Below are 16,082 nucleotides of genomic sequence, written 5' to 3' on the forward strand. Positions count from 1 at the left end.
TCCATCAACAACGGCCCTTTCACGGAGGCAACCCGTAACCATGTACTTTGGGCCATCATCGGCCTTCGGCTTCTCCCGGGGAGTTACCGTGTTCCATCGTTCCGCTTCCAGGTGAGTTTCAGGTTTCCTTCGACTGCGTTGCACCACCCCGCAGCTCTCTATGACCGGGAATTACCCTACTGTTCCTGTTCATTGCGTTTTCAGTTCAGGAATCTATATAAGTCAACAAATGAGTATTTACACTGGCGCTCCGATGACTGAACAACCTTCCGATCGCTGTTATCCCCAGATTTCTTTGATTCCCTTCTCTAAAAGGGAAAATCCGGTGATAAAGGCGAACGCTTCGCTTCTCCAGGTTATTTCTGTCCTCTCCGCTATCGTGTAAATGTTTAGTTGAACATATCGAATTCCTGATTTAATTTGTAATTAATATACAGTCTTCATATGAGGCTGTCAAGTATGGATATACATGAATTATTCTATAGCGATTGAACTGACCATGCCTCAAGTGAAAGTCCAGGATCTGCTTTGGCATCGAATTCCGAGATTTCTCCCCGCTGCCATTTCAAATATGCCGCAGCTCCAATCATCGCTGCATTGTCGGTGCAATATTCCATCGGCGGGATCAGCAATTCGAGCCCTTCCTTCGCACAACGCTCCTGCAAAGCTAAACGCAATCCCCGGTTTGCCGCAACGCCACCGCATAACAGCAATTGACGTGATCCATACTCACGGACAGCCCTTACCGCTTTCTCTACCAGCACTTCAACAACAGCTTCCTGAAAGCCCCTTGCCACAGCAGATGGTTCAAGTGTTTCTCCACGCATTTTGGCTTGATTCAACACATTCAGTACAGCAGATTTCAAGCCGCTAAGACTGAAATCATACGAATCCGCTTCAAGCCAGACGCGCGGCAAAGGTACCGCCTGCTCGGCTTCAGCAGCCATCCGGTCCACATGCGGTCCTCCCGGGTAGGGACAACCCAGTGCACGGGCCACTTTGTCATAAGCCTCGCCTACTGCATCATCACGCGTACGCCCGATCAGTTTAAACTTGCCTTCGGATTCCATATGCACAAGCTCTGTATGACCACCCGAAACAACCAGTGCCATCGCTGGATATTGCAGCTCATGGGTAAGTCTGTTGGCATAGATATGTCCTGCAATATGATGTGTACCTATAAGCGGTTTGCCAAGCGCCATGGCCATCGTTTTCGCTGCCACGATACCGACCAGCAATGCACCGACCAGGCCAGGCCCTTGCGTGACGGCGATCGCGCTCAGATCACGGGGACGAATGCCCGATTGCTCAATAGCCTGCTTCAACATCAATGTAATGACTTCAACGTGTTTACGCGAAGCCACTTCAGGCACAACGCCGCCAAATGCCTTATGTGTCTCGATCTGACTGGAGATCAGATTAGACAGCACTTCCCGTCCATCCTTGACTACCGCAACGGATGTTTCATCACAGCTTGTCTCCACAGCCAATATATAAGATGGTTCCGAACTTAGCTTTTCCTTGAAATCATTCATGAATCCGTTACGCTTCCTTCCTCTTCGCCGCTTCGGTCTGCGGGCGGCAAATTCGCCCACATAATCATCGCATCCTCCCCATTGTCGGAGTAATAGCCTTTGCGAAGACCCGCCGATTCAAACCCTTTTTTCTGATACAAGCTCTGGGCAATCCGATTCGAAACCCTGACTTCCAGGGTCATTCGTAACATCCCGAGATAAGCCGCTGTTCTCATCAATTCGTCCAGCAGCTTCTCGCCCAGCTTGCGTCCACGATAGGCTTCCCTGACCGCAATATTGGTAATGTGGGCTTCATCCATGATCGTCCACATGCCGGCATAGCCGATCGCCGTTCCTTCCAATTCCATGACCATATATTTTGCAAAATGATTGTGTGTCAATTCATTCTGAAACGCTTCTTCCGTCCAAGGCAGGGTGAAGGCTTCATGTTCAATAATCATTACATCGGGAATATCATCCAGAGTCATGAACCTGAACTGAAACGCTGCTTCCTGCTCTTCTTTCTCCACGTTGTCCATCTGCTTCCCCTCCCCCTTTAGTGCGTGTTCAAAAAGACCGGTTTTCAGTATCGAGAAGATGGGATGCAGTTAGAAATGGAGTAGCGGAGCGTAGGGAAAACTACGTGAGCAACTACAATGTTTCCGAAGGAAACATACTTCGCAAGCATCCGCTTATTTCGGCTGAATTCCATATTCGATGCTGATGATGCCACTAGGCATCCTTCGTAATCAAAAGCGGACTTTTTGAACAACCTCTTTTAGCCTTTGCGCAGCAGGTTGGCTTCCGCTTCAGCCAGCTGGGTATAGTTGGGTACCAGTGCATGCACGTCATCTCGCTGACCTGCAAGCAGCGCTTCGGCGCCTAGGCGCCCAACCCAGCGGCCTTCCAGCTCATAGGGCACGAGCTGGAGCGCCGTTCCTGCGGGGCAGCAAAGCTCAGCCGCTGCTGCCGCATGCGGGCCCGTCTCGCCGACAATCCAGACGGCAGCGGGCCGCTCTTCCGGCGCCGCCTCCGCCATGCGGGCGGCGAGGGCTTCCAGCCATCCGTCCACCAGACGGATGGCATCCGGTGCGAGCCGCCGGGGCGCAGCGCTCCCGGCGGAGGCAAACAGCGCGGTATAGGCTTGACCGCGCCGTGCATCCACGAGCGGAACGATCCAGTGGACAGGGGCGGCACCTGTGCCGCCCTGGTCCGCGGATGGCGTTCCGCCAGCCCCTGCTGCGGCATCCTCTGCCGCAGCTTCGGCCTTGGCGGCGAGGCCGCTGTGCCAGCCGCCCCAGGCCAGAGCCTGAAGGCTGGACACCCCGGCAACGGGGATGTCCCATGCCCAGGCCAGCGTCTTCGCCGCGGTCACCGCAATGCGGATGCCCGTGTACGAGCCTGGGCCAATGCCGACGGCAATGCCGTCCAGCTGTCCCGGCTGCGTGCCGCTGGCTTTCAGCAGCTGCTCCATCACAGGCACCACGTGCACTGAATGGTTGCGTTCTGCCCGTTCATTGCGTTCTTCCAGAAGGGCGTGACCTTCCATAACTGAGGCTGCCATCACCGCAGTCGACGTATCCAACGCCAAAAACCGCTGGCGCGGCTTTTTTTGTAAATCTTCCATCATCATTTGACTCCATTCTGTCTGAACTGTTGGCACATGGCAGCATACGTCTCACCATACCCATCCAGCGTAATCGTTCGATCCTCAGGACCTGTCGTCTCGATCTGCACATGCAAGTGTTCTTGCGGCAGCAATTCGGGAATAATGCTGGACCATTCCACCAGACTGACTCCGGCTCCATAGAAATACTCATCCAGTCCAAGCTCGTCCGCTTCTTCCAGTGATATGCGATACACATCCATGTGATACAAGGGCAGACGCCCTTCATATTCCTTAATCAGTGTAAACGTGGGGCTGTTGACCACATCACGTACACCCAAATGCCAGGCAAACTTCTGTGAAAATGCTGTTTTGCCCGCGCCCAGATCACCGTCCAGTGCAATCACCATGCCGGCGGTTGCCTGTTCAGCGAGTGCGGACGCGAGTACTTCTGTATCTGCAATGCCATGGGAGTGATACACCCACTGCTCGTGCGTCTGATTCAATATACGCCCCACCTTTGGCGGTCCTGCCGCCTGAGTTCACTTTGAACCTTATTATATCGGTCCCATTCTTCCCCGCAACATCGAAGGATCAGAAGCAGGATAGAAGCCAAGCCAAACATTCACACGAACGACAAATAAACCGGTCCCTGACGGCACCGGCCTTTCTTGGACATCCCGCAGCACGTCCTTTTGCTTCTATTCTTCCAAACGATCTACACGAACGGTCTGGGTATTTCCCGGTCTGCTGCCTACTTGTACCGTTGCCATGCCGTTGGCTTCATCTACATTTTCGATCCAGACCGGATCTCCCTCCAACGTAACAGCAATCGTATCCTTTGATTCAAAAATAGCTTTGGCGCGTTGCACATCCATCATGATTATTCATACTCCCCTTCCGGATCTTCATGTGATTCCCGAATCATACTGTCCGTTGTACTATCACCTATATAACCGTTATCTTCCGTGACTTGTCCCCGCCCAGGCCCTCATTCACCATCCGGTCAATATCCAGCATGAACGACTCCCGGTCCAGCGGCAGCTCTTCTGAAGTGACAGCCTCCCAGTTAACCGCTGTTGCAGGCGTATGAAAATCCTCAGATCCTTCCGACTCAGCAGGAGGATACGGAGAGAACGTATGGGCGTGAGCTTCATCTTCGTCTCGTTTGTTCTTCATGGGGTACCTCCTTACGTGATAGTTGATAACTAATATCATCCTCTTTCTAACCAGCGTTGACATATGCAGATCTTAAGGATGTTTCTGTTATCATCCCCCACTCTTTCTGAAGCATACCGTTCCGGGCAAATACGGTTATCCCGCCCGTGAAATGCCCATACTAATCATAAAATGTTCTCGGAAAGGAGCCGTTCATGCATACGGTCTGGAAAGGTGCAATTAGCTTTGGTCTGGTTCATGTTCCTGTCAAAATGTTTTCGGCTACCGAAGACAAAGACATCTCCATGCGTTATATTCACAAAGTCTGCGGTAGTCCACTCGCATATGTACGCAAATGTCCTTCCTGCGACGTTGAGGTTCAATGGGAAGAAATCACCAAAGGATATGAGTATGAGAAAGGCAAATTCGTCTTGTTCGAGAAGGACGAGCTTGAGGCGTTAAATGAGTCCAGCAGTAAAACCATTACCATTCTGGACTTCGTGGATTTAACGGAGATTGATCCGATTTATTTTCAAAAAACGTATTACCTCTCCCCTGATCAGGCGGGTGGAAACGCGTATCAGCTGTTAATGACTGCTATGCGCGATACAGGCAAAATTGGCATCGCCAAAATATCCATTCGTTCCAAAAGCAGTTTGGCTGCGATTCGTGTGCTGGAAGATTGCCTCTCCATGGAAACCATTTTCTATCCGGATGAGATTCGTCCCGTTTCTCAGGTTCCAAACCTCCCAGAGGTTCTGAACGTTAATGAGAAGGAATTGACCATGGCAAAACTGCTGATTGATCAGTTATCTACTCCTTTTGAACCGGGTAAATATACAGACGACTACCGCGCCAAACTTCTGGATCTGATCAATCACAAAGTGGCAGGTGAAGAAATCAAGATCGCCCCTGCCAAACCGGAAGCCAATGTCATGGATTTGATGGCAGCGCTGCAAGCAAGTATTGAAGCTGTGAAGCCCATACCTTCCGACCCTGGAACCACCACAGCCAAACCCAAAAAACGTACTCCCAAGAAAACCTCGGCACAAGCGACGGCTGGAGGAGAAACGGACACTCCTGCTCCTGCCAAAAGAAAAAAAGCTGCTCCCAAACCCAAGGCGTAAGCGGCAAGAAGCATATAGATTGATTTGTCCTCAACATCAACATTGGAGATCCGGCCCTGAAGCCGGATTTTTGTTTTATATTTATAAACCGAAAATACAATTGACGAAAGTTGGTTTATATTTTATATTAACTTATGAAAAGTAACTTATTTATAAATGTACAGATGAGCCTCATATCTACATGAGCCAGACCTTACAATAGCCCGAATACATTGCCGAGGACAGCACCTTAACAAACCAACTAAACTTGTTTTCAGGAGGAAATCATTATGACTACTACTTATCAGATTCCTGCTACAACCCATCTGGGTGAAGTAAGTCTGCGAATCAGCAATTTGGAGCGATCCATTCAATTTTACACCGAGGTGGTCGGGCTTAAACTGCTTGAACGCAGTGAAAAAGTCGCTACGTTGACAGCCGATGGAAAGCAGTCCCTCCTACGCCTTGAGCAGTTAACCGATGCAGTGACGATGCCTGTTCGCTCCACTTCAGGCCTGTATCATTTCGCTATTCTGCTGCCTGACCGTAAATCGCTGGGCCTTGCCCTCCGTAATCTGGCTGAATCCGGCATCGAAATTGGTCAGGGTGATCATCTGGTCAGTGAAGCATTCTATATTTCCGATCCGGATCAGAACGGGATCGAAATCTATGCAGACCGTGCCCGCGACACCTGGAAACGGGATGCAGATAATAACTACATTATGTCAAGTGATCCTGTTGATGTAGACAGCCTGTTCGCTCTGGCCGCAAACGAGCCGTGGCAAGGCCTGCCTGTCGGAACGGTCATTGGTCATGTTCATTTCCATGTACGCAGTCTGGAAGAGTCACGTCGTTTCTATACGGGAGTGCTTGGTTTTGATGTCGTTGGCAATTTCGCCAACATGTCCGCCCTGTTTGTGTCGGCAGGTGGTTATCACCATCACATCGGCCTGAACATTTGGGCTGGTGCAGGTGCACCAGTGAATCCGGACAATGCGACGGGAATTGACTACTTCACCATCATTTATGACGGAAAAGAACCATTGGAACAAGCTGTAGAACAACTGCGTCAATCGAATGCGTCTATTGAACAGCAAGGAACGGACTGGTTTACTGTAGACCCACAGAATATTCGCATTCGCTTGACTACAACAAGCTAACACGGGAAATTCGTGACGAGAATGTTATGCGGTAAGTTGAGTATACTGATTAGCCTGGACACAAATTTTCTCGCTCCATATGGGGAAATTAGTTGTCCGGGCTTTTTTTGCTTTCTTTTTTATATTGATATGTCTTTATCCATTGCCTAATAAAATTGGTGTAATTGGTGCATCCTAACCAAATATCTAGATCGACATGCGAAGGAGATCCCACATGATTGAGAAGGGGCGTATAACCGTAAGACAACTGGGTTCCCTGATGTTCTTGTGCACAATTGGTGAACAGATTATCGTCTTCCCCTCTATGATCACCTCATATGCGCATCAGGATGCATGGTTATCCGCATTAGTAGGTGTTGCTGGAGGTATGGGAGTATTGGCCATTATGCTCGTTGTATACAAACTGCAGCCTCAGATGAATTTGATTCAACATGTACTACATACTCTGGGACCCTGGATTGGGGCCTTATTCAGCTGTTTTTATTTATTCTACTTTCTGATGTGTACCTCCACTTTCATAAGAGAAATTGGGGATTTCATGACGACCCAGATCCTGCCTGAATCTCCACTCTTTATTGTTAATTTTCTCTTTGTTTGTACTCTTGCCTGGGGACTCTTTTCCGGTCTGGAACCCATAGGCAGGAGTGCCGAAGTTTTTCTTCCCCTGATCGTGGTTTTCCTGCTCATTCTGACTGTATGTCTGTTCCCACATTCACATCTGGACAACATCAAGCCTATTCTTGCGGAAGGCTTTCTGAATCCTTTTAAAGGCTTTGTCGCTGTGCTTACCTATCCTTACTGTGAATTGTGCATCTTTCTTATGCTCTTTCCTTATGCCAAAAAGGAAACTCATTGGGAAAAGGATGTCCTCTTGGCAGCCATGATAGGCGGATTAATGCTTACCCTAACGTTAACCATCTGTCTGCTGGTCATGGGGCCCTTTATGACCCAGCACCATTGGTTTGCAGCATTTAATCTGTCGCTGAAAATCAATATAGGCAACTTTTTGCAGCGCATTGAGGCCTTTATGGCCTCCGTCTGGATTATTGCTGTCTTTTTCAAGAGCATTCTGTTTTTCTATAGCTTTGTACTGGGAATCACTCACCTCTTCAAATTGTCCAGCTATCGTCCACTCATTTTGCCGGGTGCCCTGTTGATTTTGGCCATATCTATTGTTCTAGCTCCCAACGAAATTTTCTATCTCAAGGTTGTCATTCCGTATTGGATTGATTGGGACTTGACCTGTGGCATCGGAATTCCTTTGCTGCTCATTATGGTACATAAACTAAAGACACGGCTGCGTAAGGGTTAAACTTGCGCCAATCAAACCTTGGATGATCAAGCTCAGGCAGATTTGAAAGAGGAAAGGAGTTTTAAGCACATGTTCAAGCCCCTGGTTCCTTTTGAACCTGTATCTCGAGATGTAATCCCTACCGGGCCCAACTGGATTGCCCAAATCAAATGGGATGGGGTTCGTATGCTTGCTTACGAGGACGGACAGGGAATTCAGTTGATTAATCGCAGATTGCACAACCGAACTGCACAATATCCTGAGTTGGTCCAGCCACGCAATCTGTGCTCCGTCCCTTCTTATATTTTGGATGGAGAGATTATTGCGCTTGATCCGAATACGGGAAAACCGTCCTTTTATCACGTGCTGCGGCGAGATCGCATGAGCAGACCGGATGGCATTGCCCAAGCTATACACCAGATTCCGGTCACTTATATGGTGTTTGATATTCTTTTTTGCGATGGGGTATGGGTCACAGATCAACCTCTTTCAGAACGTCAACGTCTTCTGCATCAAGTTCTGAATCCTGCTCCTCATGTTCAGGAGGTGACCAACACGTCAGATCCCGACGCCCTGCTCGCGGTTATGAGACAGCACCAGATGGAGGGAATTGTATGTAAAGACCTTTCCAGCACCTATGGAATCAACGGCAAGGATCAACGCTGGCAGAAGGTCAAGATTTTCCACGATCTATATGCGATGATTGGCGGGGTCACGTACCGCAGTGGTATCGTCAATGCAATCGCCGTCGGTGTATATGATGGGCCTAACTTTGTCTATATTGGTCATGTCGGCACGGGTAAACTGAACTCGGACTCCTGGCGTAAACTAACTGAAGAAGTACAACCTCTTATTCGGAAGGATAGACCCTTTCACAACCTACCCGAGAGAAGCGCGGAGACGACATGGATCGAACCACAAATCGGTGTCAAAGTGCAATTCATGGAACTCACCCATCATCGAACACTACGTCATCCCAGTATCCAGGCTTTTGCTTCCGTGACCCGGGAGGAGTGCCAGGCCAGTCAGATCAGTCACCTTTTACTTGAACGATAAACCATTTTTCCATCCGCTTGAGATAGTAAGAGGGCTTTCTCTTCCCCTTTAAAATCATACTTGTTCACTACAGGAGGTGTTCTTCATGCCCCGTTCGATCAAGGGCACCATAACCATTAATGGAATGGAACTTACAGTGACCAATCCAGACAAGCTGTTATGGCCCGAAGCAGGTGTAACCAAGGCCATCTATTTGCAAAAGTTGGCGGCTTTGGCTCCCTATCTGCTGACTTACACGCGAAATCGGTTGCTTACTACAATACGTTATCCCCATGGTGCAGGCGGTGAGTTTTCTATCAGAAAAATGCTCCAGATCCCGTTCCCGAGTTTGTACGAACCGAGGTGCATGAGGGGATACGATATGTGGTGATGAACGACCTTCCAGACCTGCTATGGCTTGGGAATTTGGCTGCTCTGGAGTTTCACCCTTCCTTGCATGCCGTAGGCAGCCATCTTCCTTGTGAGTGGATGATTGATCTCGATCCTTCCCAGGAAGAAGAACCTCGCATCATGCAGGCTGCCCTAATTGTGGGCGAAACGCTGACTTCGCTTGGTTTACGATCGGTACCAAAGACCTCTGGGGCCACAGGTGTACAGATTATTGTTCCGATTCACCAAGGTGTAACCTTCGATGAGTTAAGGGACATCGGTTATTTTGTAGGCAAATATGTCACTCAAAAACATCCGGATCTATTTACACTGGAGCGTCTTAAAAAAGACCGGGGGACCGCATTTATTTCGATTACCTCCAGCATTACGGTGGCAAAACGCTCGCAGCTCCCTACACTCCCCGCGCCAAACCAGGCGGTACGGTGTCCACTCCACTCACATGGGATGAGGTTCGGAGCAACGTTTCGGTCAAGGATTACCACTTAATGAACATCGTGGAACGCCTGACGCAGACCGGGGACCTGATCGCAGCTCTCGAGCCCCAGCCTGTTGAACTGATCATCCAGCATTTAAAACAAAAATAGCCGGTCACACCCTCAAACCAAGGGTACCGGCTATCTTTCTGTTTATGTGCGATGAGATTCGCTAATGTATACCTTTTTTCTTGAAACGTCCGCCCTTCACATCGTGAATGTTACCAATCGCCACAAAGGCATGCGGGTCCCAATCCTCAACAATGGATTTCAGCTTCGCTTCTTCCAAACGGGTAATAACCACAAAGATAATTTTCTTCTCGTCTCCGCTGAAGCCGCCCTCTCCATCAAGATAAGTGACGCCACGACCCAAACGATCGGTCAACGCTGAACCAATATCACGATACTTCTCGCTAATAATCCATACCGATTTGGATTGATCCAATCCTTCATTCACAATATCAATCATCTTCATTGCAATATAATAGGCAATCATGGAATACAGGGCGTTTGGCCAGCCAAATACAAAACCTGCACCAGCAAAAATAAATACGTTAATGAACAGTACGATCTGACCTACAGACAATGGTGATTTCTCACTCAGCAGAATGGCGACAATCTCCGTACCATCCAGTGAACCGCCGGAACGAATGACGAGACCAACACCGACACCCAAGATCAATCCGCCAAATACAGCTCCAAGCAATGGTTCACCTGGCGTAAGTGCAGGAACATGGTGCAGCAACGACGTTCCAATGGACATCACGACGATCCCGAGCAATGTAGATAACGCAAACGTTTTACCAATTTGTTTATACCCTAGAATAAGGAAAGGCAAGTTAAGCAAGGTTAGGAACATTCCGAGTGGCAGATTCGTAAGCTCTGACACCATAATCGAGATCCCTGTTATTCCGCCATCAATAACGCCATTCGGCACGAGAAATACTTCGAGTGACACAGCCATCAGTGCAGCACCGACCAGAATCATCACAATGCGCTGCAGAAGCTTCAGTGAAAACACCGAGCTTTTAACATTGCGGTCCGGCTTGGATGTTAGTTCTTTAACCGATACATTGGACATCGTATCCCCCGTTATGATCAATATGTGAATCCATTTCATAAATCATTTAAGTACCCGAGAGGAACCCTGCATACAGAAGAACAACACCGTCCTAATGCGATATGCACCCCGTTATCAAAGCACCTAAAGGCTATATGAAATGTATTCAAGTATGTCTTAATTCTGGTTAACACTTCCAAAAGAGAGCAAAAGGGAGCCTGTTATCCCGCAGACTCCCCTCCTTCGCCAAGACATAATTTATATAAACATTATATCATAAAAGATCAAATTTGAGCAAAATAGTTAGCAAAAAGAAGATAAATTCACAAAAAGTGAACTTATCTTGAGAAATTCGCCCTATAACGGCTAAAGCAGCGGAGAAAGCATGCGAGAAAGGATTTCTGCCCCTTTTGCCACCGTGAACGCCGCTGAAACACCTTCACTTCAATCTGGCTGCATTGATCCAGATCACGTTCAAAGTCCTCAGTCAGCCGATCCATGGATGAAGTATCAAACAACACGGCGGTCAACTCGAAATTGCAGAAAAAGCTGCGCATATCCATATTGGCTGTGCCTACCGTTGCAAGCAATTCATCCACAATCAGGACCTTGGCATGCACAAAACCTTTACGATATTGATAGAACTTCACTCCGGCACGCAACAATTCTTCTACATAGGACATTGAGGCCCAATGCACAAGTCGGGAATCCGATTGATACGGAATGATGATTTTCACATCCACGCCACTGACAGCGGCCGTTTTGATTGCTTCATACAATGCGGGATCGGGAATGAAATAGGGTGTTGTGATGTATATGCGCTCGCAAGCCACGGAAATCGCACCAAAGCACATTTCCTGAATGGCATCCCAGTCCTGATCCGGTCCACTGGACAGAATCTGAATCCGCTCTTCTCCGCTGCAAATATGTGGTGGGAACAGTTCTGTCAGTTGAGGCTCTGTAATCTGCTCGCCGGAAGCGAGTTTCCAGTCGTTCAGGAACGTATTTTGCAGGAAATATACGGCATCTCCCTCGATCTGTACATGGGTATCACGCCAGAATCCAACCTCCGGATATTGTCCGAGATAATCGTCTCCTATGTTAATTCCACCCACAAATCCAATCCTTCCATCCACCACCACAATTTTACGGTGATTCCGGTAGTTTACCCTTCGGTCAATCGTTGCAATGAGCGGCGGCAGAAAATAATGAAATTCCACGCCTGCATCCTGAAACTTGCGAATAAAGCTCCAGCTCATCTTGTGACTGCCGAGTCCATCGCAGATCAACCGCACCTTGACGCCTTCTTTCGCCTTGCGAATCATCACGTCCTGAAACTTGGTACTGATGACATCATCCCGAAAAATATAAAATTCAACATGCAGATGGTGCTCTGCCTGCTCCATTGCCCTCAACATGGCTCCAAATGTCTCTTCACCATTCGTAAGTACTTGACTCCGATTGCAGCCTGTAATCGGGCTCTCAGACAGGTGTGACAGCATGTTAAACAAACGGTGCTGATGGGTGTATCGGCTGCCAGACATCTGATCGGCATGATCAATAATATGAGCCTGCTCCCAGATCGTTTCCCGTATTTCACGAAAGATACGTGAACCGCCTTTACGCACCTTCTTGCGTTTGTTGTAGTCTTGGGCCACAAAATAATACACAACAAAGCCGATCAAAGGTACACAGAATAAAATAAAAAGCCATGCCACAGCTTTCGCCGGATTGCGGAATTCCAGCAACAGAATGGTGGCTGCCTGAAAAGTAAATACGAGCAAAATAATGACCAGCCAAAACATTCGGCTTCCTCCTCATGGCAAGGTGTAACCCTGCCGTTCTCTCTCACTGTATAAGCTTTGACGATAAAGCCTTTAGCTAATCATTAGATACCCAATGTATACCCTGTTCGTAACGTTTGCTTAGATAAAATTTTACATACAAAGCTGATCTGCAAAAAGCACTAAGCCATTTCATTCCAAGCTTCGCTGTTGTAAATTCTGACTGTGTTCCCTTCTACATATGCTTCTTCCCAGTCAGCAGATCAGTACTCCATCGCCATTTCGCACACATTGCCTTCCAGACTCTTCCTCTTTTCTTGACCGGAAGGTGGTCTTCTTACGTAAAATTAGATATAATATTCGTTAAAAACTTATTACTTAAAGGAGAAGACTAGTTAATGGACAGTGAGAGGTATGCGTTAAATTTAGTATTGGTTGCGATTTTGATAGGATTTTCGGCGTTTTTTGTTGCGGTGGAATTCGCATTGGTGAGGATTCGTCCGAGCCGGATCGACCAAATGATTGCAGAGGGAAACAAGCGTGCCTTGGCTGTCAAACAAGCCGTTGCCAACCTGGACGGATATTTGTCCGCCTGTCAGTTGGGTATCACGATTACATCTCTGGGACTGGGCTGGCTGGGTGAACCAACGGTTGAGAAAATTCTCCACCCTGTGTTCGAAAGCATGCACATGCCTGAGACGGTTTCTTCATTCTTATCGTTTGTTATTGCGTTTGTTGCCATCACGTACTTGCATGTGGTTGTTGGTGAACTTGCACCTAAAACGATTGCAATCCGTAAAGCCGAAGCCGTTGCACTGTGGACGTCTACACCTATCATCTGGTTTAACCGAATTATGTATCCTTTTATCTGGCTGTTAAACAGCTCAGCGAATCAACTGGTCAAGTTGTTCGGAATCAAACCCGCATCGGAGCATGAGGATGCGCACTCAGAAGAAGAATTACAGATTATCATCAATGAAAGTTTTGAGAGCGGCAAAATCAATCAAGCTGAGTTCGGATATGTAAGCCGGATCTTTGCTTTTGATGAGATGCTTGCCAAAGAAATCATGGTACCCCGGACTGATATGGTCTGCCTTTATGTCAATAGATCAAACGAGGAAAACCTGGATATTATCCGGCAAGAGCAATACACCCGTTTTCCAGTGGTAAATGAGAGCAAAGACGATATTATCGGTATTATTAATACCAAACAATTTTTCCTGGAGTTGTATGGAAATGAAGAGCCCGTCGATCTATCTTCCCTGATTCAGCCTGTATCTGCTGTTCACGAAACGACTCCCGTTAAGGACCTGCTGAAAAAGATGCAGAAAGATGGCGTGCATATTGCCGTGCTAGTCGATGAATATGGAGGTACATCCGGGATCGTAACGATTGAAGATGTGCTTGAACAGATCGTCGGGGAAATCCGGGATGAGTTCGACGCAGATGAAGTGGAAGATATTCAAGTCATCAATGAGAACTATGTGATTATGGATGGCAAGGTATCCTTGTCCAAGGTAAACGACATGTTCACCTCAAACCTCGATGCTGACGAATGGGACACCATTGGCGGATGGCTTTATAGCCATCGTCCAGAGATGAATGAACAGGAAGAATATGAGTTCGAGAATCTGATTTTTGTTTTGCTGGAAAAAGACAAGAATCGTTTCTACAAAGTCGCTGTTGTTCCCAAGGAACCACTGACCATGTCCGACTACACGGATGAAGATGAGAAGAGGGCTAATTGGGCTAAATAAAGCAACTTTATAAATAATAAGAAGAGCACTTGCCTACTTTGGTAAGTGCTCTTCTTATTATTTCCCGCTCAATGTGTCACTTCCCCATGTTATCACTAACCAAGAATCTATCTTACCATTCCGTTTTTTAGTTTGATTTTAATACCCACTTCGCAATATCATCTATAATGGCTTTGGAGACATTAGATGGCTCAGCGTACTCTTGACCGATCGAAAGTCCATCATAGCTGGATAAAAGATGATTTACCTTTGGATAGCTATTGTACGTTACATTGGAATGACCTTGAAGAGACGATTTCCAGGTTTGGAATTGGTTCATAGACACTTGCACGTCATTTTCGCCTTGTATAATAAGCATAGGGGTATTTTGTGTTTTAGCCAGTTCCGCAGGCACGTAATCTCTCTGCTCAAACCACCAATAAGCAGGTTGAAGTGGAAACGCCTCAGGAAGATGATCTACAGAATATTTAGGATCTTTAACTATCGCAGCAACATTTTTATAAAAATCAGCTTGTCTTTTAATCATCTCCGTGTCTAAGCCGAGCTGCTTCATCCGCTCTACTAATTCGTCCTGCTGCTCGGTAAGCACATCCACAAAGCTACTGCTTGGTGCAGCAAGTAGAATACTTCCTGCAATATCATGTTGTTTATCCTCAGCAATGATTAACGGCATTGCAAACCCGCCTTGACTATGTCCTGCAGCAAAAATTGCTGTAGAATCAATATGTGTATTCTTTTTAAGTAATTCCACTGCATCGTTTACCTGATCCACGCTCTCTTGTTTTAATGTGAATTTAGGCTGTGAAGCCACCTTATAGGTATGCTCATACGTGACCTTATCGTATCTCAATACAGCAACTCCTTGTGAAGCTAAGCCTACCGCAAGATCGCGAAACGGCTTTGCACCACCAATGGCAGCATCTTGATTGCTAGCCCCGGATCCGTGTACCAGAATTACAACCGGGAAAGGTCCCTCTCCCTTGGGCAAAGTTAATGTCCCTGGTAAAGCTAAATCACCTTGACCGACCGTAATGTCTTGTTCTGTATAGGCAGATGGGTTGTCGTAGCTTGGTTTTTGATATACATCTGGAGTAGCGGCGGCAATATACAAGTCATCCACAAGTCCGTTATGATTCATTCTGACCGTAATATTTAAAGGAGTCAGCTTTGTCTTAAAAGTATAGGTAACATTGCGATGCACTGTGTTATTTTCTACGTGTTTAGCTATGGCTTCACTTGAAATTTTTCCATTTTGACCTTCTAATGCTGCCCATAGCTGACTCAACAACGTGGGTGACAACACTCCGCTAACAGAGGTATGAACATACTTCGCAGCTTCCTTGCCATTGCCCTCACTAATAAGTGAAATGAATATATCCTCAGGCGCTGCCTTCAATGTCTTGGTAAGAAATCCCCCATCCATAAAGGTAACTCCTTTCGTTAACTGAATAGGATTGTCTAAGGATATGACTTGGCCATTCACAATCGCCTGTTTCTCTCCTACCTTAACTACAATAGTAAGTTCATTTTTACTTATTGTGATTTGTCCTGTTTTTTGTTGCCAGGATACCTCTGCCCCATTCTTTTCTGCAATCTCACGAATAGGAACTAGATTTTCACTACCAGCGGGTTTCTCAGCAGCTGCTGAGATGGATGTCACCGGCAGGATGAGACCTACGAAAGTAAGAGAAAGTAATAGCTTTTTCCAATTGTTCATCGTAATAACT

The 16,082-nt window shown here is 47.2% G+C and carries 13 protein-coding genes and 2 pseudogenes; 6 read left to right on the plus strand and 9 right to left on the minus strand.

Annotated features, from left to right (window positions below):
* Positions 1 to 479 precede the first annotated feature (479 nt).
* The 6 genes from tsaD to ACTWJ7_RS28650 all read right to left on the minus strand — a co-directional run bounded on the left by tsaD (position 480) and on the right by ACTWJ7_RS28650 (position 4,299).
* Positions 480 to 1,535: a tRNA (adenosine(37)-N6)-threonylcarbamoyltransferase complex transferase subunit TsaD gene (tsaD, locus tag ACTWJ7_RS28625; RefSeq protein WP_301879646.1), complete on the minus strand. Its 1,056-nt coding sequence runs from the start codon at positions 1,533 to 1,535 to the stop codon at positions 480 to 482.
* Positions 1,532 to 2,053: a ribosomal protein S18-alanine N-acetyltransferase gene (gene rimI, locus ACTWJ7_RS28630; RefSeq protein WP_301879647.1), complete on the minus strand. Its 522-nt coding sequence runs from the start codon at positions 2,051 to 2,053 to the stop codon at positions 1,532 to 1,534. The genes tsaD and rimI overlap by 4 nt, the downstream gene beginning before the upstream one ends.
* 239 nt (positions 2,054 to 2,292) lie before the next feature.
* On the minus strand, positions 2,293 to 3,141 hold the full coding sequence (gene tsaB, locus ACTWJ7_RS28635) for a tRNA (adenosine(37)-N6)-threonylcarbamoyltransferase complex dimerization subunit type 1 TsaB (RefSeq protein WP_301879799.1): 849 nt from the start codon (positions 3,139 to 3,141) through the stop codon (positions 2,293 to 2,295).
* Positions 3,142 to 3,143: 2 nt separating this feature from the next.
* Positions 3,144 to 3,626, minus strand: coding sequence for a tRNA (adenosine(37)-N6)-threonylcarbamoyltransferase complex ATPase subunit type 1 TsaE (tsaE, locus tag ACTWJ7_RS28640; protein WP_024632866.1), 483 nt, complete (start codon positions 3,624 to 3,626; stop codon positions 3,144 to 3,146).
* 195 nt (positions 3,627 to 3,821) lie between these two features.
* Positions 3,822 to 3,998, minus strand: coding sequence for an H-type small acid-soluble spore protein (locus ACTWJ7_RS28645; RefSeq protein ID WP_024632867.1), 177 nt, complete (start codon positions 3,996 to 3,998; stop codon positions 3,822 to 3,824).
* A gap of 70 nt (positions 3,999 to 4,068) precedes the next feature.
* Positions 4,069 to 4,299, minus strand: coding sequence for a hypothetical protein (locus tag ACTWJ7_RS28650; protein ID WP_443146109.1), 231 nt, complete (start codon positions 4,297 to 4,299; stop codon positions 4,069 to 4,071).
* Positions 4,300 to 4,493: 194 nt separating this feature from the next.
* Here ACTWJ7_RS28650 and ku point away from each other — a divergent pair, with 194 nt between their 5' ends.
* From ku to ligD, 5 genes and pseudogenes are all read left to right on the plus strand, one after another.
* Complete coding sequence (gene ku / locus ACTWJ7_RS28655; protein WP_024632869.1) at positions 4,494 to 5,405, plus strand: non-homologous end joining protein Ku; 912 nt, start codon at positions 4,494 to 4,496, stop codon at positions 5,403 to 5,405.
* A gap of 269 nt (positions 5,406 to 5,674) precedes the next feature.
* Positions 5,675 to 6,544, plus strand: coding sequence for a VOC family protein (locus ACTWJ7_RS28660; RefSeq protein ID WP_301879649.1), 870 nt, complete (start codon positions 5,675 to 5,677; stop codon positions 6,542 to 6,544).
* Positions 6,545 to 6,758: 214 nt separating this feature from the next.
* Positions 6,759 to 7,856: a GerAB/ArcD/ProY family transporter gene (locus tag ACTWJ7_RS28665; RefSeq protein ID WP_301879650.1), complete on the plus strand. Its 1,098-nt coding sequence runs from the start codon at positions 6,759 to 6,761 to the stop codon at positions 7,854 to 7,856.
* Positions 7,857 to 7,925: 69 nt separating this feature from the next.
* A complete protein-coding gene (locus tag ACTWJ7_RS28670; protein ID WP_301879651.1) occupies positions 7,926 to 8,891 on the plus strand; it encodes an ATP-dependent DNA ligase in 966 nt (321 codons plus the stop codon).
* Positions 8,892 to 8,976: 85 nt separating this feature from the next.
* Positions 8,977 to 9,865: pseudogene (gene ligD, locus ACTWJ7_RS28675) on the plus strand (non-homologous end-joining DNA ligase).
* A gap of 61 nt (positions 9,866 to 9,926) precedes the next feature.
* On the opposite strand, the gene ACTWJ7_RS28680 reads toward ligD, so the two are convergent.
* On the minus strand, positions 9,927 to 10,835 hold the full coding sequence (locus ACTWJ7_RS28680) for a YitT family protein (protein WP_079350919.1): 909 nt from the start codon (positions 10,833 to 10,835) through the stop codon (positions 9,927 to 9,929).
* 345 nt (positions 10,836 to 11,180) lie between these two features.
* Positions 11,181 to 12,619, minus strand: a pseudogene (gene cls, locus ACTWJ7_RS28685) (cardiolipin synthase).
* Between the two features lie 377 nt (positions 12,620 to 12,996).
* Between cls and ACTWJ7_RS28690 the strand changes: the two are divergent.
* The gene (locus tag ACTWJ7_RS28690; RefSeq protein ID WP_443146110.1) at positions 12,997 to 14,355 is read left to right on the plus strand and encodes a hemolysin family protein; all 1,359 of its coding nucleotides are present in this window, start codon (positions 12,997 to 12,999) and stop codon (positions 14,353 to 14,355) included.
* Positions 14,356 to 14,482: 127 nt separating this feature from the next.
* Here the strand turns inward: ACTWJ7_RS28690 and ACTWJ7_RS28695 are convergent, their stop codons facing one another.
* Positions 14,483 to 16,072 carry an alpha/beta hydrolase family protein gene (locus ACTWJ7_RS28695; protein WP_301879655.1) on the minus strand — a complete coding sequence of 530 codons (1,590 nt, stop codon included), beginning with the start codon at positions 16,070 to 16,072 and terminating at the stop codon, positions 14,483 to 14,485.
* Positions 16,073 to 16,082: the final 10 nt, after the last annotated feature.

It is taken from the genome of Paenibacillus sp. 1A_MP2 (genome assembly GCF_052244825.1).
In the GTDB taxonomy this organism is placed as follows: domain Bacteria; phylum Bacillota; class Bacilli; order Paenibacillales; family Paenibacillaceae; genus Paenibacillus; species Paenibacillus vandeheii.